Source organism: Kitasatospora sp. cg17-2 (assembly GCF_054031055.1).
This window is the reverse complement of the sequence record NZ_CM132923.1, coordinates 7,135,452-7,158,268: the sequence shown is the minus strand read 5'-3', so window position 1 is coordinate 7,158,268 and position 22,817 is coordinate 7,135,452. Positions and strand designations below refer to the sequence as shown.

The 22,817-nt window shown below is 76.3% G+C and carries 1 protein-coding gene and 2 pseudogenes; all 3 read right to left on the bottom strand.

The features are described from left to right. Nucleotides 1-63 precede the first annotated feature (63 nt). Nucleotides 64-4,505 (bottom strand): annotated as a pseudogene (locus tag ACW14Y_RS30185) (type I polyketide synthase); the annotation flags it as partial. A 528-nt stretch (nucleotides 4,506-5,033) separates the two neighbouring features. Beyond that, nucleotides 5,034-8,615 (bottom strand): annotated as a pseudogene (locus tag ACW14Y_RS30180) (type I polyketide synthase); the annotation flags it as partial. Nucleotides 8,616-8,656: 41 nt separating this feature from the next. After that, nucleotides 8,657-22,369: an SDR family NAD(P)-dependent oxidoreductase gene (locus ACW14Y_RS30175; protein WP_456984014.1), complete on the bottom strand. Its 13,713-nt coding sequence runs from the start codon at nucleotides 22,367-22,369 to the stop codon at nucleotides 8,657-8,659. Between the last annotated feature and the right edge of the window lie 448 nt (nucleotides 22,370-22,817).

Here is a 22,817-nt window from a genome sequence, read left to right as displayed (position 1 = left end):
CTCGCCGTCCCCGGCCTCGCCGTCCCCGGCCTCGTCGGCCCCGGACTCGTCGAACAGGGCGAGGAGGTGGCCGGCGAGCCGCTCCGGGGTGGGCTGGTCGAAGGCGAGCAGGGCGGGCAGTTCGAGCCCGGTGACGTTCTGGAGGCGGTTGCGCAGTTCGACGGCGGTCAGCGAGACGAAGCCGATGTCGAAGAAGACGGCGTCCGCCCCGATCTCACCGGTGTCCTCGTGCCCGAGGACGGACGCGACCTCCGTCCGGATCACGTCGACCAGCACGGCCTGGCGCTCCTCCGGGGCGGCGTCCGCCAGTCGGCGGGCGAGGGCGGCGCCGGGCGCCTCCTCGACGACAGTGTCGGGCTCGGTCTCGGTGGCCATCGGGGAATCTCCTGCGGGGGTGGTCGTCACGGGCACCGACTCCAGCCAGTAGTGCCGGTGTTGGAAGGGGTAGGTCGGAAGCTCGGAGGCGGGGAGGGTGCCGGCGCCCGCGTAGGAGGCCGACCAGTCGACCTCCACGCCGCGGACGTGCAGCGCGGCGGCCGACAGCAGGACGCGGTCCCAGCCGCCCTCGTCGCGGCGCAGGGTGCCGGTGACGGCCGCGTCGCGCACGGAGGCCGCCTCCAGGGCCTCGACGAGGCCGTGCGCGAGCACGGGGTGGGCACTGACCTCGACGAACGCCCGGTACTCGGCGGCGGCGAGGGTCTCGACGGCCTCGGCGAAGCGCACGGTCTGCCGCAGATTGCGATACCAGTAGCCGGCGTCCAGCTCCGGACCCTCCACCCAACGGTTCTCGACCGTGGACAGGAAGGGGACGGCGGCCGGCTGCGGCCTCACCGAAACCAGCAGCTCGGCGAGTTCGGCCTCGATCGACTCCACGTGCGAGGAGTGCGAGGCGTAGTCCACCGGGATCCGGCGCACCCGAACGCCCTGCTCCTCGAAGGCGGTCACCAGAGTGTCCAGGCCCGCCGGGTCGCCGGCGACGACCACCGAAGTGGGGCCGTTCACGGCCGCGACCTCCACCCCGGCGGGAAGCCGGTCGACCACCCGGGCGAGCGGCAGCCCGAGCGACACCATGCCCCCGCGTCCCGCCAGACCGCGGGCGATGGCCTGCGAGCGCAGCGCCACCACCGCCGCCGCGTCCTCCAGCGAGAGGATCCCGGCGACGTGCGCCGCCGCGATCTCCCCCTGCGAGTGACCGACCACCGCGTCCGGCACCACACCCAGCGACGCCCACAGACGGGCCAGACCGACGTTCACCGCGAACGACACCGGCTGCACCACATCCACCCGCTCCAACGAAGCGGACCCCGGCACCTGGTTCACCACATCCAGCAACGACCAGTCGGTATAAGGCTCCAGAGCCTTGCCGACCTCACCCAGAGCCTCCGCGAACACCGCCGACTCGGCCAGCAGCCGCTGCCCCATCCCCACCCACTGCGAACCCTGCCCCGGGAAGACGAGGACGGTCTGCCCGGCGACGTCCGCCGCGCCGGTGACCAGGGCGGGCGAGGCGGCGTCGCCCGCGAGGGCGGCCAGGCCGGTGCGGTGACCGTCGAGCGCGTCCGCCACCACGACGGCGCGGTGCGCCAGCAGTGTCCGGGCCTCGGCCAGCGTGCGGGCCGCGTCGGCGGGTGCCGGGCCGCGTGCCTCGGTGTAGTCGAGCAGCCGCTCCGCCTGGGCCCGCAGGGCGCCGGCGGAAGCGGCGGACAGCAGCCAGGGGACGGCGACGGGCTCGGGGGCGGCGGGCTCGGAAGTGGACTCGGCGGCGGGCTCGGCGGCGGGCGCCTCCTCCAGGATGATGTGGGCGTTGGTGCCGCTCACCCCGAAGGCCGACACCGCGGCCCGGCGCGGGCGGTCGGCCGCCGGCCACGGCCGGGCCTCCGTCAGCAGCCGCACCTCCCCGGCCGACCAGTCGACCTGGGTGGTCGGCGCGTCCACGTGGAGGGTCCGCGGCAGCACGCCGTGCCGCAGCGCCTCGACCATCTTGATCACACCGGCCGCACCGGCCGCGGCCTGGGTGTGCCCGAGGTTGGACTTCAACGACCCCAGCCACAGCGGCTGTTCGGCCGGACGGCCCTGACCGTAGGTGGCCAGCACCGCCTGCGCCTCGATCGGGTCGCCCAACGGGGTGCCGGTGCCGTGCGCCTCGACGGCGTCGACGTCGGCGGCCGTCAGCCGGGCGTTGGCGAGAGCCGCCCGGATCACCCGCTGCTGGGCGGGCCCGTTGGGCGCGGTGAGGCCGTTGGACGCGCCGTCCTGGTTGACGGCCGAGCCCCGGACCACGGCCAGCACCTCGTGCCCCAGCCGCCGCGCGTCCGACAGCCGTTCCAGGACGAGGACCGCCACGCCCTCCGCCCAGCCGGTGCCGTCGGCGGCGTCCGCGAAGGCCTTGCAGCGCCCGTCGGTCGCCAGACCGCGCTGCCGGGAGAACTCCACGAACGGCGAGGGCTGGGACATCACCGCGACACCGCCGGCCAGCGCCAGCGTCGACTCGCCGCCGCGCAGCGACTGGGCGGCCAGGTGCACGGCGACCAGCGAGGAGGAGCAGGCGGTGTCCACGGTGATCGCGGGCCCCTCCAGGCCGAGGGTGTAGGAGACCCGGCCCGAGGCCACGGAGCCGGAGGTGCCGGTGGCGAGGAAGCCTTCGAGGCCGGCGGGCACGCTTCCCGGGCCGGTGGCGTAGTCGTGGTACATGACGCCGGAGAACACGCCGACCGCCGTGCCGCGCAGGCCGGCCGGGTCCAGTCCGGCCCGCTCCAGGGCCTCCCAGGAGGTCTCCAGCAGCAGCCGCTGCTGCGGGTCCATGGCGAGCGCCTCGCGCGGCGAGATCCCGAAGAAGGCGGCGTCGAAGTCGGCTGCGCCGTGCAGGAATCCGCCCTCGCGGACGTAGGAGCGGCCGGCCCGGTCCGGGTCTGGGTCGAAGAGTCCGTCGAGGTCCCAGCCCCGGTCCTCGGGGAACTCGCCCACACCGTCGCGTCCGTCGGCGACCAGCTGCCACAGGTCGGCCGGGGAGGCGACGTCGCCCGGCAGCCGGCAGGCCATCCCGACGATGGCGATCGGCTCGTTGGCAGCCGCCTCCAACGCGGCCTTCTCCGCCGCGAGTTGTTCATTGTCCTGGAGCGCGGCCCGCAGTGCCGCGACCAGCCTCGCCGTCTGGTCGGTGGCGGCCGCGCCGTCGTTGGTGGTCGTCATGTCAGCCTTTCGAAAGGTACGCCGGGCGCCGAGCGCGGACGAACGGGCGTGGGTCGGTGAGCGCGGTCGGGTGGGCGGTCTCAGCCCCGGCCGCGCAGGGCGCGGGCGACGAGGCCGTCGATGTCCAGGTCCGCGATGGCGGGCCCCTCCACGGGCACGGGTCCCGCGTCCGGCCCGGCCGGACGCGGCCCGGGGGTCAAGGCCGCCGGACCCGCCGCCGGCTCCGGCAGCAGCTCGGACCGCAGATGGCGGGCGAGCGCGAGCGGGGTCGGGTGGTCGAAGACCAGGGTCGCCGGGAGCCGGACGCCCGTCGCCCGGGCCAGCCGGTTGCGCAGTTGCACCGCGCCGAGCGAGTCGAACCCGGTCTCCTTGAAGGCCTGGGCGGCGGCGACGGCGTCCTTGGACGGGTGCCCAAGAACGGCGGCGGCGGCGGAGCGCACCAGGTCGAGGACCTCGCGGTGCTGCTCGCGCTCCGGCAGCGCGGCCAGCCGGGCGGCGAAGTCCGCCGCGTCGTCGGCGGGCGCGCCGGTGGCGGCGGTGCGGCGGGGAGTGCGGACCAGACCGCGCAGCAGCGGGTTCAGCTCGCCGCCCGCCGCCTGCTTGCGCAGCGCCTCCCGGTCCAGCCGGGTCGGCACCAGCAGCGCCTCCGGGGAACGCAGCGCGGCGTCGAACAGCGCCAGCGCCTCCTCCGTCGCCAGGGCCTTGAGACCGCCCCGGGCCAGCCGGGCCCGGTCGGCCTCGCCCAGGTGGCCGGTCAGACCGCTGGCCTGCGCCCACAGACCCCAGGCCAGCGAGACCGCCGGCAGACCCTGCGCCCTGCGCCACCCGGCCAACCCGTCCAGGAAGCCGTTCGCCGACCCGTACAGACTCTGTCCGGCGCTGCCGAACACACTCGCGCCCGAGGAGAAGAGGACGAACGCCGCCAGACCCAGGCCCCTGGTCGCCTCGTGCAGGTGCCAGGCCGCCTCCGCCTTCGGGGCGAACACCTCCCCCAGCCGCTCGGCGGACCGCCCCTCGAAGACGCCGTCGGCCAGCGCACCGGCCGTGTGCACCACCGCCGTCAGCGGATGCTCCGCCGGGACCCGACGCACCAGCTCGTCGACCACGGAGCGCTCCGACACATCGGCCGCCAGCACCTCCACCGACGCACCCAGCGCCTCGATCCCCGCGACCAGCTCCGCCGCACCCGGCGCCTGCGCACCCCGACGGCTCACCAGCAGCAGATGCCGCACCCCGTGCGACTCCACCAGATGCCGGGCCACCAGCCCGCCCAGCGTCCCCGTCCCCCCGGTCACCAGCACCGTCCCCGCCGGATCCAGCACCGGAGCGGTACCGGCGGGCAGTTCGGCGGACGGTTCGGCAGGCACCTCGGCACGCACCTCGGCACGCACCAGGCGCGGCACCGCGACGATCCCGTCGCGCCAGAGCGCCTGGGTCTCGCCCGAGGCCAGCAGGCCGCCCAGCACCGACGGGTCCACCGCCGCGGCGGGGAAGCCCGTCCCTTCGCCACCGAGGAGCACGACCCGGCCGGGCTGCTCGTGCTGGACCGAACGGACCAGCCCCCACACCGCGTTGACCGCCGGATCCGCGTCCGGGAGCCCGGTCACGACGGCCAGCGGCTCCCCGCTCCGGGCGGGATCGGTGAGTCCCCGGTGCAGGAACTCCGAGACCCGGCCGACCAGCGCCCGGGCGTCCTCGGGCCCCTCGGCCGGGTCGGCGGTCAGGTCCAGCACCGCCGGGGCGACGGCACCGGCGGCGTCGGCGGGCAGGGCCAGAGGCGTCCAGTCCACCTGGTAGAGGAGGTCGGCGGCGGCCCCGCCGAGGCCGGCGAGCCGGTCGACCGGCACCTGCCGCAGCGACAGGGAGCCGACCGAGGCCACCGGTCCGCCGGTCGGGTCGGTGAGGACGAGCGAGAACGCGTGCGGGCCGGTCTGCCGGGCGTGCACCCGCAGGGCGGTGGGGCGCGTGGCGAAGACCGCCACGTCGTTCCAGGCGAACGGCAGCAGGACGTGACCCGGCTCCGGCTCGGCGATGCCCAGGAAGTTGGTGGCCTGCAGAGCGGCGTCCCACAGCACCGGGTGGATGCCGAAGTCCTCGGCGGCCCGGCCCGCGGGCAGGGTCACCTCGGCGTGCACCTCCTCGCCCGACCGCCAGACGGCCCGCAGTCCTTGGAACGCCGGTCCGTAGCCGAAGCCCCGGTCGGCCAGCCGCTCGTAGAAGCCGTCCAGGGCGACCGGCTCCGCGCCGGCCGGCGGCCACGCGCCGGGGGCGACGGTGTCCGGCGCCCGCTCACCGCCCAGGAAACCGGTGGCGTGCCTGGTCCAGGCGCCGCCCTCGCCGTCCTCGGGACGCGAGTACAGGGCGAACGGCCGACGGCTGTCGGGGGCGTCGTCCTCCGGCACGTCGACCCGCAGGTGCAGCTGCAGGGCGCCGCGCCCGGGGACGAGCAGCGGGGCCTCGATCACCAGCTCCTCGACGGCGGGCGTGCCCGCCTCGTCGCCGGCCCGCGAGGCCAGCTCCAGCAGCGCGGCCCCCGGGGCGAGGACGGTGCCGGCGACGGCGTGGTCCGCGAGCCACGGGTGGTCCTTCGGGTCGAGCCGTCCGGTGAGGAGCGTCCCGCCCTCGGGCAGCTGCACCACCGCGCCCAGCAGCGGGTGCCCGACGGGCGCCAGCCCGGCGGCGCCCACGTCGGTGGCGGGGCGGGTCTCCAGCCAGTAGCGCCGGTGCTGGAAGGGGTAGGTGGGCAGTTCGGAGGCGGGCAGGGGGGCGGTGTCCGGGAAGGCCGGGGACCAGTCGACGGCGACGCCGTGGACGTGGAGTTCGGCGGCGGCGAGCAGGACGCGGTCCCAGCCCCCGTCCTCGCGCCGCAGGGTCCCGGTGACGACGGTCGGCGCCTCGACCGCCTCCTCCAGCGCCTCCACGACGGCATGCGCGAGCACCGGGTGCGCGCTGACCTCCACGAAGGCCCGGAAGCCCTCGCCCGCCAGCGTGTCGACGGCCTCGGCGAAGCGCACGGTCTGTCGCAGATTGCGGTACCAGTACCCGGCGTCCAGCTCCGGACCCTCCACCCAACGGTTCTCGACCGTCGACAGGAAGGGGACAACGGCCGGCTGCGGCTTCACGGCACCCAGCAGCTCCGCGAGTTCGGCCTCGATCGACTCCACATGGGCGGTGTGCGAGGCGTAGTCCACCGGGATCCGGCGCACCCGAACGCCCTGCTCCTCGTACGCGGCCACCAGAGTGTCCAGGCCCGCCGGGTCGCCGGCGACGACCACCGAAGTGGGGCCGTTCACGGCCGCGACCTCCACCCCGGCGGGGAGCACGCCACTCACCTGCGCGAGCGGCAGCCCGACCGACACCATGCCCCCGCGTCCCGCCAGACCGCGAGCGATGGCCTGCGAGCGCAGCGCCACCACCGCCGCCGCGTCCTCCAGCGAGAGGATCCCCGCGACGTGCGCCGCCGCGATCTCCCCCTGCGAGTGGCCCACCACCGCGTCCGGCACGACCCCCAGCGACGCCCACAGACGGGCCAGACCGACGTTCACCGCGAACGACACCGGCTGCACCACGTCCACCCGCTCCAGCGAGGCGGCACCCGGCACCTGGTTCACCACATCCAGCAACGACCAGTCGACATAAGGCTCCAGAGCCTTACCGACCTCACCCAGAGCCTCCGCGAACACCGCCGACTCGGCCAGCAACCGCCGACCCATCCCCACCCACTGCGAACCCTGCCCCGGGAAGACGAACACCGACCGACCACTCACCTCCGCCCGACCGGAGACGACACCCGCCGCCTCCTCCCCCCGTGCCACCGCGTCCAGCGCCGCCGCCGCGTCCGCGCGGTCGGCGGCCACCACCACCGCGCGCTGCTCCAGCGCGGCCCGCGCGGTGACGAGGGTGCGAGCCGTACGGGCCAGGCCGGTGTCCGGCTGCTCGGCCAGGAGCCGGCCCCAGGCGCCGGCCTGGGCGCGCAGCGCGTCCTCGGAGGCGGCCGACAGGACCAACGGCGTTGCCGCGAAGGCGGGTTCGGCGTCCGGCCGCGGCGCTTCGTCCCCGGCCGGGGCCTGCTCCAGGATGACGTGGGCGTTGGTGCCGCTGACGCCGAACGAGGAGACGGCGGCCCGGCGCGGCCGGTCGACCTCCGGCCAGTCGCGGCGTTCGGTGAGGAGCGCGACCGCGCCCGAGTCCCAGTCCACCTTCGAGGTGGGTGTGTCGATGTGCAGGCTCTTCGGGAGCACTCCGTGCCGCAGCGCCTCCACCATCTTGATCACACCGGCGACACCGGCCGCGGCCTGGGTGTGCCCGAGGTTGGACTTCAACGACCCCAGCCACAGCGGCTGTTCGGCCGGACGGCCCTGACCGTAGGTGGCCAGCACCGCCTGCGCCTCGATCGGGTCGCCCAGCGAGGTCCCCGTCCCGTGCCCCTCCACCGCGTCGACGTCCGCCGCCGTCAGCCGGGCATTGGCGAGAGCGGCCCGGATCACCCGCTCCTGCGAGGGACCGTTCGGGGCGGTGAGGCCGTTGGACGCACCGTCCTGGTTCACGGCCGAACCCCGGACCACCGCCAGCACCTCGTGCCCCAGCCGCCGCGCGTCCGACAGCCGCTCCAGCAGCACCAGGCCCACGCCCTCGGCCAGGCCGGTCCCGTCGGCACCGTCCGCGTACGCCTTGCAGCGGCTGTCGCGCGCCAGGCCGCGCTGGGTGGCGAAGTCGACGAACACCTCCGGCGTGGCCATCACGGCGACCCCACCGGCCAGGGCGAGCGTGCACTCGCCGTCGCGCAGCGCCTGCGCGGCCAGGTGGACGGCGACCAGGGAGGAGGAGCAGGCGGTGTCCACCGTCACCGACGGGCCTTCGAGACCGAGGGTGTAGGAGACCCGGCCGGAGGCGACCGAGCCCGAGTTGCCGATCCCGAAGTACCCCTCCAGGCCCTCCGGGAGGTTGAGCACGTGGTGCGCGTAGTCGTGGTACATCAGCCCCGCGTAGACGCCGACCGGCTGCCCCTTGAGCGAGGCCGGGTCGATGCCGGCCCGCTCCAGGGCCTCCCAGGAGGTCTCCAGCAGCAGCCGCTGCTGCGGGTCCGTCGCCAGCGCCTCGCGCGGGGAGATCCCGAACAGCGCGGCGTCGAAGCCGCCCGGGTCGGCGAGGAAACCGCCCTCCTCGGCGTAGGTCTTCCCGGCGGCGTCCGGGTCGGCGTCGTACAGGCCGTCCACGTCCCACCCCCGGTCACGGGGGAACGGGGCCATGGCGTCGGTGCCGTCGTGGACCAGGCGCCACAGGTCGGCCGGGGAGGCGACGCCGCCGGGCAGCCGGCAGGCCATCCCGACGATGGCGATCGGCTCGGTGCGCCGGGCCTCGACGTCGCGCAGGCGGCGCTTGGTCTGCTGGAGGTCGGCCGTGACGCGCTTGAGGTAGTCGCGCAGCTTGTCGTCGTTCGACATGGGGTTCTTCCTCGTATCCGTCATCAGGAAAGGCCGAGTTCGTTGTCGATCAGGTCGAAGAGCTCGTCGTCCGAGGCCTCGCCCAGGTCGACGCCCTCCGTCTCGGGCTCCTCGCCCGACTCCGCCCAGCGGGCGGTGAGGGCCTCCAGCCGGGCCGCCACCTGGGCGCGCAGCCCGTCGGGCGCCCCGAACGCGCCGGCCGTCCCGACCGTGGCCGCCAAGGCCTGCTCCAGCCGGTCGAGTTCGAGCAGGACGGGCGGCACGGCCGCCGATCCCGCCAGGCCCAGCCGGTCCCGCAGGTACTCGGCGACGGCGGCCGGGGTCGGGTGGTCGAAGACCAGGGTCGCCGGGAGCCGGACGCCGGTGGCCTCGGTGAGGCTGCCGCGGATCCGCAGCGAGGTCAGCGAGTCGAACCCGACGTCCTTGAACGCCTGCGCGGGCTTCACCGTCTCGTCGATGCTCTGGCCGAGCACCTTGGCCGCACTGGCCCGGACCAGGTCCAGGAGCAGCCGGAGCTGCTCGGCCTCGCCCACCGCGGAGAGCCGGCGGAGCAGGACCTCACGGCCGTCGGCGGCGGGCGCGCCGTTGGCGGCGGTGCGGCGGGGGCTGCGGACCAGACCGCGCAGCAGCGGGTTCAGCTCGCCGCCGGCCGCCTGCTTGCGCAGCGCCTCCCGGTCCAGCCGGGTCGGCACCAGCAGTGCCTCCGGAGAACGCAGCGCGGCGTCGAACAGCGCCAGCGCCTCCTCCGTGGGCATGGCCGCCAGGCCGCCGCGGGCCAGCCGGGCCCGGTCGGCCCCGTCCAAGTGCCCGGTCAGGCCGCTGGCCTGCGCCCACAGGCCCCAGGCCAGCGAGACCGCCGGCAGGCCCCGCTCACGGCGCCACCCGGCCAACCCGTCCAGGAAGCCGTTCGCCGACCCGTAGAGGCTCTGTCCGGCGCTGCCGAACACACCGGCGCCGGAGGAGAAGAGGACGAAGGCGGTGAGGCCGAGGTCCTCGGTCGCCTCGTGCAGGTGCCAGGCCGCGTCCGCCTTCGGGGCGAACACCTCGTCCAGCCGCTCGGCGGACTGTGCCTCGAAGACGCCGTCGGCCAGCGCACCGGCCGTGTGCACCACCGCCGTCAGCGGATGCTCCGTCGGCACCCCGGCCACCAGCGCGTCCACCGCCGAGCGCTCCGACACATCGGCCGCCAGCACCTCCACCGAGGCACCGAGCGCCTGGAGCCCCGCGACCAGCTCCGCCGCACCCGGCGCCTGCGCACCGCGACGGCTCACCAGCAGCAGGTGCCGCACCCCGTGCGACTCCACCAGGCGCCGGGCCACCAGCCCGCCCAGCGTCCCCGTGCCGCCGGTCACCAGCACCGTCCCCGCCGGATCCAGCACCGGAGCGGTACCGGACGGCACCTCGGCGCGCGCCAGGCGCGGCACCACCGCTCCCCCGGCGCGCCACGCCACCTGGGGTTCGCCGGACGCGAGCGCGTCGGCCACCAACGAGGCGGGCGCCGTCGAGCCGTCGGTGTCCACCAGGACGATCCGGCCCGGGTGTTCGAGCTGCGCGGTGCGGACCAGACCCCGGACGGCGGAGGCCGCCGGGTCCGAGGCCGCGTTCGCGGTCAGGACGGCGAGCGGGCGGGCGGAGTCACCGGCCAGGTGCTCCTGGATCCCGCCGAGCGCGGCGCCGGCCAGCGCACGGGCCGCCTGCGGTGCGGACAGCCCCTCGGCGACGCGGGTCAGGTCGAGCACGTCCTCCTCGGCGGCCCGGTCCACCGCCCTCGGGAGGTCGGCCGGCGCCCAGTCGAGGCGGTACAGGTGCTCGGCGGCGGCGTCGCGGACGGTGGACAGCCGCTCGGGCGCCACCGGCCGCAGGACCAGGGCCCCGACGGCACCGACGGGTCGGCCGACCGGGTCGGTCAGCGCGAAGGAGACGCTGTCCGGGCCCTCCCGGCGGGAGCGCACCCGCAGCGCGGTGGCCCCGGACGCGAACAGGGCCACGTCGTTCCAGGCGAACGGCAGCAGCACCTCCCCCGGTCCGGCGACCGGCGCCGCGCCCAGGTTGGCGGACTGCAGGGCGGCGTCCAGCAGGGCCGGGTGCAGTCCGAACCGCCCGGCGGAGTCGGCCAGCTCCTCCGGCAGGGTCACCTCGGCGAACACCTCCTCGCCCGACCGCCAGGCAGCCCGCAGGCCCCGGAAGGCGTCGCCGTACTCGTAACCGGCCTCCGCCAGCCGCTCGTAGAAGCCGTCCACCGCGACCGGCTCCGCACCGGCCGGCGGCCACGACTCGTAGCCGAACTCCGGTGCGGCCTCGGCCGCCAGGAAGCCGGTGGCGTGCCTGGTCCAGGCGCCGCCCTCGGCCTCCTCGGGACGCGAGTGCACGTGGACGGCCCGGCGGTCGTCGTCGGCGGCCGGATCGACCGTGACGCGGACCTGGAGGCCGCCGCGCTCGGGCAGGATCCCGGGGGCTTCGACGACCAGTTCCTCCAGACGGCCGAGGCCGGTCTGCTCCCCCGCGCGCAGGGCGAGTTCGAGGAAGGCCGCGCCGGGCAGCAGGACCGTCCCGGAGACGGCGTGACCGGCCAGCCACGGGTGCGAGCGGATCGACAGCCGCCCGGTGAACACCGTTCCCCCGTCGGGCAGTTCGACCAGGGTTCCGAGCAGCGGGTGCTCGGCGGCGGCGACCCCGAAGGCGGTCACGTCACCGGTGGAGGCGACGGGCTCCAGCCAGAAGCGCTGGTGCTGGAAGGCGTAGGTGGGCAGTTCGGAGGGGCGGACGGTGCCGGCCCCGGTGTGGGCGGTGGACCAGTCGACGGCAATGCCGCGCACGTGGAGTTCGGCGGCGGCGAGCAGGACGCGGTCCCAGCCGCCGTCCTCACGGCGCAGGGTCCCGGTGACGACGGTCGGCGCCTGGACGGCCTCCTCCAGCGCCTCGACCACGGCGTTCGCGAGCACCGGGTGCGCGCTGATCTCCACGAAGGCCCGGAAGCCCTCGCCCGCCAGCGTGTCGACGGCCTCGGCGAAGCGCACGGTCTGCCGCAGATTGCGGTACCAGTACCCGGCGTCCAGCTCCGGACCCTCCAGCCAGCGGTTCTCGACCGTCGACAGGAAGGGGACAACGGCCGGCTGCGGCTTCACGGCACCCAGCAGCTCGGCGAGTTCGGCCTCGATCGACTCCACGTGCGAGGTGTGGGAGGCGTAGTCCACGGCGATGCGCCGCACCCGGACGCCCTGCTCCTCGTACGCGGCCACCAGGGCGTCCAGCCCGGCCGGGTCACCGGCCACCACGACCGAGGACGGACCGTTCACGGCCGCGACCTCCACGCCCTCGGGCAGTGCACCGGTCACCTCGGCGAACGGCCGGGCCACCGACACCATGCCCCCGCGTCCCGCCAGACCGCGAGCGATGGCCTGCGAACGCAGCGCCACCACCGCCGCGGCATCCTCCAGCGACAGGATCCCCGCGACGTGCGCCGCCGCGATCTCCCCCTGCGAGTGGCCCACCACCGCGTCCGGGACGACACCCAGCGACGCCCACAGACGGGCCAGACCGACGTTCACCGCGAACGACACCGGCTGCACCACGTCCACCCGCTCCAGCGAGGCGGCACCCGGCACCTGGTTCACCACATCCAGCAACGACCAGTCGACATAGGGCTCCAGAGCCTTACCGACCTCACCCAGAGCCTCCGCGAACACCACCGACTCGGCCAGCAGCCGACGCCCCATCCCCACCCACTGCGAACCCTGCCCCGGGAAGACGAACACCGACCGACCGGACACCTCCGCCCGACCGGACACCAGCCCGGCCGCGGCCTCGCCGTCGGCCAACGCCTTCAGGGTGTCGACGAGCGCGGCCCGGTCGGCTCCGACGGCGACGGCCCGCTCGGGGAACCGGGTGCGCGCGGTGACGAGAGCACGGGCGGTGGCGGCGAGGTCCGGCGCGGGCTGCCCCTGGGCGTGGGCCGCGAGCCGCGCGGCCTGCTCGCGCAGGGCCGCCTCCGAGGTGCCGGAGACCACCCAGGCCACCGCGCCGGCCCCGTCCCCGTCTGCCTCGACGGTCGCGGGCGCCGGATCCACCGGCTCGGCCTGCTCAAGAATCACGTGCGCGTTGGTCCCGCTGACACCGAACGCCGAGACGCCGGCCCGGCGCGGACGGCCGACCTCCGGCCAGGCCCGCTGCTCGGTGAGCAGGGCGATCCCGCCCGAGGACCAGTCGATGTGCGAGCTGGGCGCGTCGATGTGGAGGGTCTGCGGCAGCACGCCGTGGCGCAGCGCCTCGACCATCTTGATCACACCGGCCGCACCGGCGGCGGCCTGGGTGTGGCCGATGTTGGACTTCACCGACCCCAGCCAGAGCGGCTGTTCGGCCGGACGGCCCTTGCCGTAGGTCGCGAGCAGGGCGTGCGCCTCGATCGGGTCGCCCAGCGGGGTGCCGGTGCCGTGCGCCTCGACGGCGTCGACGTCGGCGGCCGTGAGGCGGGCGTTGGCGAGCGCGGCCCGGATCACCCGCTCCTGCGAGGGACCGTTCGGGGCGGTGAGGCCGTTGGACGCGCCGTCCTGGTTCACGGCCGAACCCCGGACCACCGCCAGCACCTCGTGCCCCAGCCGCCGCGCGTCCGACAGCCGCTCCAGCAGCAGCAGGCCCACGCCCTCGGACATCCCGAACCCGTCGGCGGCGTCGGCGAAGGCCTTGCTCCGGCCGTCGGTGGCGAGGCCGCGCTGCCGGGAGAAGCCGACCAGGCCTTCGAGCGTGGACATCACCGAGGCGCCGCCGGCCAGGGCGAGCGTGCACTCCCCGGCGCGGAGCGCCTGGGCGGCGAGGTGCAGGGCGACCAGCGAGGAGGAGCAGGCGGTGTCGACGGTGATCGCGGGCCCCTCCAGGCCGAGGGCGTAGGAGAGGCGGCCGGAGAGCACGCTGCCCGCGTTGCCGGTGACCAGGTAGCCCTCGTCGGCGGCGCCGCCGGTGCCCTGGGTGCCGTAGTCCTGGCCGTGGGTGCCGATGAAGACACCGGTCGGGGTGGCGCGCAGCGAGGTGGGGTCGAGTCCGGCGCGCTCCAGGGTCTCCCAGGCGACTTCGAGCAGCAGCCGCTGCTGCGGGTCCATCGCCAGGGCCTCGCGCGGGTTGATGCCGAAGAAGGCGGCGTCGAAGTCGGCGATGCCGGGCAGGAATCCGCCGCCGCGCACATAGGTGCGGCCGGGGGCGTCGGGGTCGGGGTCGTAGCTGCCGTCGAGGTCCCAGCCCCGGTCGGTGGGCAGGCCGGTGACGGCGTCGCCGCCGCCGGCGACGAAGCGCCAGAGGTCCTCGCCGGAGTCGAGACCGCCGGGGAAGCGGCAGCCGACGGCGACGATCGCGATCGGCTCGTCCTCGGTCCCGGCGGCCGGTGCCGCAGGGGCGGCGGGGGCGGCGGGGGCCGGTTCCTCGCCGACGAGTTCGGTCGCGAGGTGGGCGGCGAGGGCCTTGGGCGTCGGGTAGTTGAACACCAGGGTGGCGGGCAGGCGCAGGCCGGTGGCGGTGCCGAGGGCGTTGCGGAGTTCGACGGCGGTGAGCGAGTCGATGCCGAGTTCCTTGAACGCCTTGTCGACGTCCAGCGCCGCGGCCGAGCCGTGGCCGAGGACGGCGGCGGCGGTGTCGCGGACCAGGGCGGTCAGCAGTTCGTCGCGGTCGGCGGCGGAGAGTCCGCCGAGCCGCCGGGCCAGGGCGCCGGCCCCGTCCGCGGCGGTGCGGGCGGCGGCCCGGCGCAGGGCGCGGGGCGCGCGGGCGGCGGGTGCCAGGTCGCGCAGCAGCGGCGGGAGGTCCTCGGTCCGGACGCCGGTGACGTCGAGCCGGATCGGCACCACGGCCGCGGGCCCGCCGGTGAGGGCGGCGTCCAGCAGGGCGAGGCCCTGGTCGGCGGAGAGGGGGCGGGTGCCGACCCGGGCCATCCGGGCGAGGTCGGTGTCGCTCAGCCGGCCGCCCATGCCGGCGGCCTCGGCCCACAGGCCCCAGGCGAGCGACACGGCGGGCAGTCCGAGCGAGCGCCGGTGGGCGGCCAGGCCGTCGAGGAAGGCGTTGCCGGCCGCGTAGTTGCCCTGGCCGGAGCCGCCGAGGACGCCGGAGGCGGAGGAGTAGAGCGCGAAGGCGGCCAGGTCGAGGCCGGCGGTGAGCTCGTGCAGGTGCCAGGCGGCGTCGACCTTCGGGCGCAGCACGCTGTGCCACTTGGCGGCGTCCAGGGCCTCGATCACGCCGTCGTCGACGATCCCGGCGACGTGGACGACGCCGGTCAGGCGGTCGGCGAGGGTGTCGACGACGGCGGCCAGCGCGGTGCGGTCGGCGGTGTCGACGGCCTCGGCGCGGACCAGGGTGCCGTGCGCGGCGAGTTCTTCGAGCAGGTCGGCGGGCACGGCGGAGCGGGAGAGGAGCACGAGTTCCGCGACGCGGTGGACCGCCGCGAGGTGACGGGCCACCAGGCGGCCGAGGCCGCCGTTGGCGCCGGTGACCAGGACGGTGCCGCCCGCCAGCGGGGACGGCGCGCCCGCCGCGGGGGCGGGCCGGGCGGCCGGGCGGCGCAGGCGGGCGACCAGCGGGCGCCCGTCGCGCAGCGCCAGCTGCGGTTCGTCGACCGGCGCGGCGGCCACCGCGCGGGCGGCGTCGGCCGGGTCGTCGGCCTCGACGAGCACGAAGCGGCCGGGGTTCTCCGACTGGGCGGTGCGCACCAGGCCCCGGACGGGTTCCTGGACGAGTTCGCCGCGCCGGGTGACGACGACGAGCCGGGAGTCGGCCGTCCGCTCGTCGGCCAGCCAGGCCTGGAGCGCCCGCAGGACGTCGTGGCCGACGGCGTGGGCGCGCTCGGGCACGGTGGCGGAGGGCGCGCCGACACCGGCGGGCAGGACCACGAGGGGCGGCAGGGCGCCGTCCTCGGGCAGCTCGCCGTGCAGGGTCCAGTCGGCGGGCGAACGGTCGGCGGCGGCGTCGAGGACCTGGTCGGTCTCGGGTGCGGGGACCCAGTCGACCTCGAACAGGGCCGCGTCGTCCGCCGGACCGGCGGTGAGGCCGCGCGGGTCCACCGGCCGCACGGTGAGGGCCTCGACGTCCACGACGGGGGCGCCGGTGTCGTCGGCGGCCCGGACGGTGAGGGTGTCGGGGCCGGCGAGGGTGACGACCACGCGCAGCGCCTCGGCGCCGGCGGCGTGCAGGCGGACGCCGGCCCAGGAGAAGGCGAGCCTGGGCACGTCGGCGCCCGGGAAGAAGCCGGCCTCGCCGAGCGGGTGGAGGGCCGCGTCCAGCAGGGCGGGGTGCAGGCCGTAGGCGGCGGCGTCCGAGCCGGCCCCGGGAAGGCGGAGCTGGGCGTAGAGGCGGCCGTCGGCGAGCCAGGCGGCCTCGACGGCGTGGAACGCGGGGCCGTAGGCGACGGTGAGCCGGTCGTAGAGGCCGTCGAGGTCGAGCGGGCGGGCTCCGGCGGGCGGCCAGACCGTCAGGTCGTCGGCGGCGGCGGGCTCCGGGCCCTCCGGGGCGAGCGTTCCGGTGGCGTTGGCGTGCCAGGGCAGGCCGGTGCCGGTGCGGGTGAGCAGCCGGAAGGTGCGGCGGCCGTCCTCGGCCTCGCCGACGTGGACCTGGAGGTCGAGGCCGCCGCCGTCCGGGACGACGAGCGGGGCGGAGACGGTCAGTTCCTCGACCGTGGGCGCGCCGAGGCGGCGGCCGACGTGGGCGAGGGCGTCGAGCAGCGCGGTGCCGGGCAGCAGCGTCACGCCGCCGACCCGGTGGTCGGCCAGCCAGGGCAGGGTGCGTTCGGTGACCCGGCCGGTGAAGACGGCGCCTTCCTCGGTGCCGAGCAGCAGTTCGGCCTCCAGCAGCGGGTGACCGGCCTTGTCCAGGCCGACGGCGGCGAGGTCGCCCGCGGCGCGGCCCGGCTCCAGCCAGTAGCGCTGGCGTTGGAAGGGGTAGGTGGGCAGTTCGGAGGGACGGACGGTGCCGGACCCGCTGTGGGCCGTGGACCAGTCGACGGCAATGCCGCGCACGTGGAGCTCGGCGGCGGCGAGCAGGACGCGGTCCCAGCCGCCGTCCTCACGGCGCAGCGTCCCGGTGACGACGGTCGGCGCCTCGACGGCCTCCTCCAGCGCCTCCACGACGGCGTGCGCGAGCACGGGGTGGGCGCTGACCTCGACGAAGGCCCGGAAGCCCTCGCCCGCCAGGGTGTCGACGGCCTCGGCGAAGCGCACGGTCTGCCGCAGATTGCGGTACCAGTACCCGGCGTCCAGCTCCGGACCCTCCACCCAACGGTTCTCGACCGTCGACAGGAAGGGGACAACGGCCGGCTGCGGCTTCACGGCGCCCAGCAGCACGGCGAGTTCGGCCTCGATCGACTCCACGTGCGAGGTGTGCGAGGCGTAGTCGACGGGGATCCGGCGCACCCGGACGCCGCGCTCCTCGAAGGCGGCCACCACGGTGTCCAGCCCGGCCGGGTCACCGGCCACCACGACCGAGGACGGACCGTTCACGGCCGCGACCTCCACACCGTCGGGCAGTGCACCGGTCACCTCGGCGAGCGGCAGCCCGAGCGACACCATGCCGCCGCGTCCCGCCAGGCCCCGGGCGATGGCCTGCGAGCGCAGCGCCACCACCGCCGCCGCGTCCTCCAGCGAGAGGATCCCCGCGACGTGCGCCGCCGCGATCTCCCCCTGCGAGTGGCCCACCACCGCGTCCGGCACGACCCCCAGCGACGCCCACAGCCGCGCGAGACCGACGTTCACGGCGAAGGACACCGGTTGCACCACGTCCACCCGCTCCAGCGAGGCGGCACCCGGCACCTGGTTCACCACATCCAGCAACGACCAGTCGGTATAGGGCTCCAGGGCCTCCGCGGCCTCCTCCAGGGCCCGCGCGAACACCGCCGACTCGGCGAGCAGCCGACGCCCCATCCCCACCCACTGGGACCCCTGCCCCGGGAAGACGAACACCGACCGACCACTCACCTCCGCCCGACCGGACACCAGCCCGGCCGCCGCCTCGCCGTCGGCCAGCGCGCGCAACCCGCTCAGCGCCCGCGCCCGGTCGGCGGCGACCACGACGGCCCGCCGTTCCAGCGCGGCCCGGGAGCCGGCGAGCGCGCGGGCGACGGCCGGCGCCTCGGCGTCGGGCCTGGATTCGGTGAACTCGGCGAGCTGTTCGGCCTGTTCGCGCAGGGCCTCGGGGGAACGGGCGGAGAGCAGCCAGGGCACCGGGGTGCCGGAGCCGTCGTCGGGTCCGCCGTCGAGTCCGGCGGGCTCCGCCCGGTCCGCCGGCTCCTGGGCGGGGGCCTGCTCCAGGATGACGTGGGCGTTGGTGCCGCTGACGCCGAACGAGGAGACGGCGGCCCGGCGCGGCCGGTCGACCTCCGGCCAGGCCCGTTCCTCGGTGAGCAGGGCGACCGCGCCGGACTCCCAGTCCACCTTGGTGCTGGGCGCGTCGATGTGCAGGCTCTTCGGGAGCACTCCGTGCCGCAGCGCCTCCACCATCTTGATCACACCGGCGACACCGGCCGCGGCCTGGGCGTGGCCGAGGTTGGACTTCAACGACCCCAGCCACAGCGGCTGTTCGGCCGGACGGCCCTGACCGTAGGTGGCCAGCACCGCCTGCGCCTCGATCGGGTCGCCCAGCGAGGTCCCCGTCCCGTGCCCCTCCACCGCGTCGACGTCCGCGGGCGTCAACCCGGCGTTGGCGAGCGCGGCCCGGATCACCCGCTCCTGCGAGGGACCGTTCGGAGCGGTCAGACCGTTGGACGCACCGTCCTGGTTCACGGCCGAACCCCGGACCACCGCCAGCACCTCGTGCCCCAGCCGCCGCGCGTCCGACAGCCGCTCCAGCAGCACCAGGCCCACGCCCTCGGCCCAGGCGGTGCCGTCGGCACCGTCCGCGTAGGCCCGGGCGCGGCCGTCGGCGGAGAGCGCGCGCTGACGGGAGAACTCGACGAAGGAGGTGGGCCGGGCCATGATCGCGGCGCCGCCGGCCAGGGCGAGCGTGGCCTCGCCGTCGCGCAGCGCCTGGGCGGCCAGGTGCAGGGCCACCAGCGAGGAGGAGCAGGCGGTGTCCACCGTCACCGACGGGCCTTCGAGGCCGAGGGTGTAGGAGATGCGGCCGGAGGCGACCGAGCCGGCGTTGCCGGTGCCGAGGTAGCCCTCCAGGCCGTCCGGGACCTCCGCGAGGTCGGTGGCGTAGTCGTGGTACATCAGGCCCGCGTAGACGCCGACCGGCTGCCCCTTGAGCGAGGTCGGGTCGATGCCCGCGCGCTCCAGCAGTTCCCAGGAGGTCTCCAGCAGCAGCCGCTGCTGCGGGTCCGTGGCCAGTGCCTCGCGCGGGGAGATGCCGAAGAAGGCGGCGTCGAAGTCGGCGGCGTCGTGCAGGAATCCGCCGTGGCGGGCGTAGGAGGTGCCGGGGACGGTCGGGTCCGGGTCGTAGAGGGCGTCGAGGTCCCAGCCCCGGTCGGCGGGGAAGGGGGTGATCGCGTCGGTGCCCTCGGCGACCAGCCGCCACAGGTCGGCCGGGGAGGCGACGCCGCCGGGCAGGCGGCAGGCGGCGCCGACGATCACGACGGGGTCCTCGGCGGGCGGCACGGCGCGCGGCACCGGCGCGGGCCGGGCGGCGGCGGCCGGACGGCCGGTCAGCGCGTTCACCAGGAAGGCCGCGACGGCGGTCGGGTTGGGGTGGTCGAAGGCGAGGGTGGCGGGCAGCCGCAGGCCGGTGGCGGCGGTGAGGCGGCCGCGCAGTTCGACGGCGGTGGCGGAGGTGAAGCCGAGGTCCTTGAACGGGCCGTCGGGGCGGATCGGGTCGGGGCCGTCGCCGGCCAGCCCGGCGGTCTCCGCGAGGACGAGGTCGAGCAGCTCGCGCTGCCGGTCGGCGGCCGGGCGGCCGGCCAGACGGCGGCGCAGGGCGGCGGCGGTCGCGGTGTCCGGGGCGCTCGGCCCGGCCGGGGTGTCGATGAGGTCGCGCAGCAGGGCCGGGACGTCCTGCGGGGCGAGGGTGTCCAGCCCTTCGGGGTCGAGCCGGAGCAGCAGCAGGGAGGTGTGGTCGGCCAGGTGGGCGGCGTCGAACGCGGCGGCGCTCTCCTGGGCGGTGAGCCGGCCGAGGCCGGGCGGCACGGGGCGTCCGTCCCCGTCGGCGGGGCCGGTGATGAGGGCGAGGCCGGGCAGGCCGTGGCGGCTGCGGTGGTGGGCGAGGGCGTCGAGGAACGCCGCCGCGGCGGCCTCCCCGGGGGCGCCGGGGGTGCCGAGCGGTCCGACGGTGGGGGTGTGCACGACGAAGGCGGACAGCTCGGTGCCGACGGTCAGTTCGTGCAGGTTGACGGCGGCGGCGAGGGCCGCGCCGAGGCCGGGGAAGGCCGCGCCGGGGGTGTGGACGACGGCGTTGAAGCGGGTGCCCGGGCCGGCCAGCCAGTCGGCGAGGGCGTCGCGGTCGGCGAGGTCGAGGGCGCTGAGGGTGGTCTCGGCGCCGGCGGCGGTGAGCCGTTCGGCGAGTTCGGCGGCGGCCCGGTCGGCCGGGCCGTGGGGGCTGGTGAGCAGGATCCGGCGCACGCCGCGGCCGGCCACCAGGTGGTGGGCGACGGCGGCGGCGGCCGGCCCGTCGGCGCCGGTGACCAGGACGGCGCGGCGCGGGTCGAAGCGGGCGCCGGGCTCGCCGTGGGCGAGCGCGGCGGACACCCGGGCGGCGCGCGGGCGCAGCGCCACGCCGGAGCGGACGACGAGCTCGGGTTCGCCGGAGGCGACGGCGGTGGCCAGCGCGTCGGCGGCGTTCTCCTCCGCGTCGAGGTCGACCAGCAGGAAGCGGCCGGGGTTCGCCACCCGGGCGGCGCGGACCACGCCGCGCAGCGCGGCCTGGACGAGGTCGGTGGCGCCGCCGGGTCCGGCGGCGCCCCGGGTGACGACGACCAGCGCGGTGTCCGCGAGCCGTTCCTCGGCGAGCCAGGCGGTGAGCTGCCCGTCGAGGGCGCGCACGGCGTCCTCGACGTCGGCGGCGAGCGGTCCGGGGGTGCGCAGGCCGCCGCCGACGCCGAGCACGGCGGCATCGGGCAGCGGGCCGGCCCCGGCCAGCGCGGCCGGGTCGGGGTGGGCGGCGGCGCCGAGGGCGTCGGCGAGGCCGAAGGCGTCCGCGCCGAGCACCGCCCAGGTGCCGGCGGCGGGGCGGGCGCCGGGGACGGAGGAGAGCGGCAGCCAGTCGACGCGGAACAGGTGCTCGTAGTGGCTGCCGCCGGCGGCCCGCAGCCGGGCGGGCGCGTCGAGCAGCACATGCCGGGTGATCTTGCCGGAGGCGGTGCGCGGGATGCGCTCCGTCTCGTACAGCTCCTCGGGGACCTTGAAGTAGGAGAGCCGTTCCCGGCAGGCGGCCAGCAGGGCCTCCGGGTCGAGGCCGCCGGGGCCGGGCACCAGGAAGGCCACCGGCACCTCGCCGAGCACCTCGTGGGGCTTGCCGACGACGGCGACGTCCGCGACGCCGGGCACGCCGCGCAGCACCTCCTCGACCTCGGCCGGGTGGATGTTCTCCCCGCCGCGGATGATGAGTTCCTTGATCCGGCCGGTGATGGTGAAGTAGCCGGAGCCGTCGCGCCGGGCGAGGTCGCCGGTGTGGTACCAACCGCCGCGCAGCGCCTGCTCGGTGGCCTCGGGCTGGTTGTGGTAGCCGAGCATCACGCTCGGGCCGCGCACCCAGACCTCGCCCTCCTCGCCGTCGGCGACGTCCAGGCCGGTCGCGACGTCGACCAGGCGCACGCCCAGGCCCGGGACGGGCAGGCCGCAGGAGCCCTCGACGCGGGCGCCGGTGGGCCAGTTGACGGTGATCGAGCCGCAGGTCTCGGTGGAGCCGTAGGCGTCGATGAGCGTCGCGCCGAACGCCTCCTCGAAGGAGCGCCGCAGCGCGGCGGTGGTCATGGCGCCGCCGACCAGGCACATCCGCAGGGCCGGCGCGCTGAAGCCGTCCTCCCGGGCGGCGCGCACCAGTTGCTGGTACATGGTGGGCACGCCGGCCAGGAAGGTCGCGGACTCCTCGCGGACGGCCTCCAGGACGTCCGCCGCGGCGAAGCCGTCGAGGATGCGGGCGGTGGCGCCGACGGCGGTGACGCTCAGCACGCAGGCGATGTGGGAGAGGCTGTGGAACAGCGGCAGCGGCCAGACCACCCGGTCCTCGGCGCTCAGGCCGGGCACCGGCACGTAGCAGGCGGCGACCGACCAGAGGCAGTTGCGCTGGGTGGACAGCACGCCCTTGGGCCGGCCGGTGGTGCCGGAGGTGTAGAGCATCCAGGCGGGGTCGTCGAGGCCGAGGTCGTCGCGCGCGGGGGTGGCGGGCTCGGTGGTGGTCAGGGTCTCGAAGGAGAGGGTGCCGACCGGGACGGGGGCCTCGCCGGTGACGATCACCCTCAGGTCGGCCCGGGCGCGGGCGAGGGCGTCCAGGCCGGCGGCGCGGGCGGCGTCGGTGATGACGACGCGGGCGCCGCTGTCGTCCAGCAGATGGGTGAGTTCGGCCTCGGTGGCGTGCGGGTTGAGCGGCACGCCGATGGCGCCGGCGCGCAGGATGCCGAAGTAGGACTCCACCACCTCGACGCTGTTGCCCAGCAGGATCGCGGCCCGGTCGCCGGGCTGGAGGCGCAGGTCGGCGAGGTGGCCGGCGAGCCGGCCGGTGCGGGCGTGGAGCTCGGCGTAGGTCACGCCGCGGACGGCGTCGCGGAACGCGGTCTTGTCCGAGCTGTCGCGGGCGTGCTCGGCCAGCAGTTCGGGCAGCGGCCGGATCAGCTCGGTGCGCAACATACCGTCACTTCCTTGGGTCGGTTCGGGTCGGCCCGGTTCTGCTCGGGTCGGTTCTGCTCGGGTCGGTTCAGTTCGGCCCGGTTCTGCTCGGGTCGGTTCCGCTCGGTTCGGCCTGGAGCGGGGGCATTCGTTTTCCGTCCGACGCCGGGGGTCGGCGGCGACGCAATGGGGATTCCATTTCCGGGCCGGATTTCGCGGCACCGGACCGGCATATTGCCGGGCGGCCTTTCCGGAGCGGCCGTACGCGAATTCCCGCCGGTCACAGTCTCGTGCGGCGGGAGCTCCGGGCCGCCCCTATCCGACCCCCTATACGGGCCCTAATTCACGGAGGACGGGGTCCGGGGGCGACGGGCGCGGGGGTGGCCGGCACGAGGGGCGGAACCGGCGCGAGAGGCGGGCCCGGCGCGGGACGGGCCACGCGCCGACGGGCGGGAACCACACCGCCCCG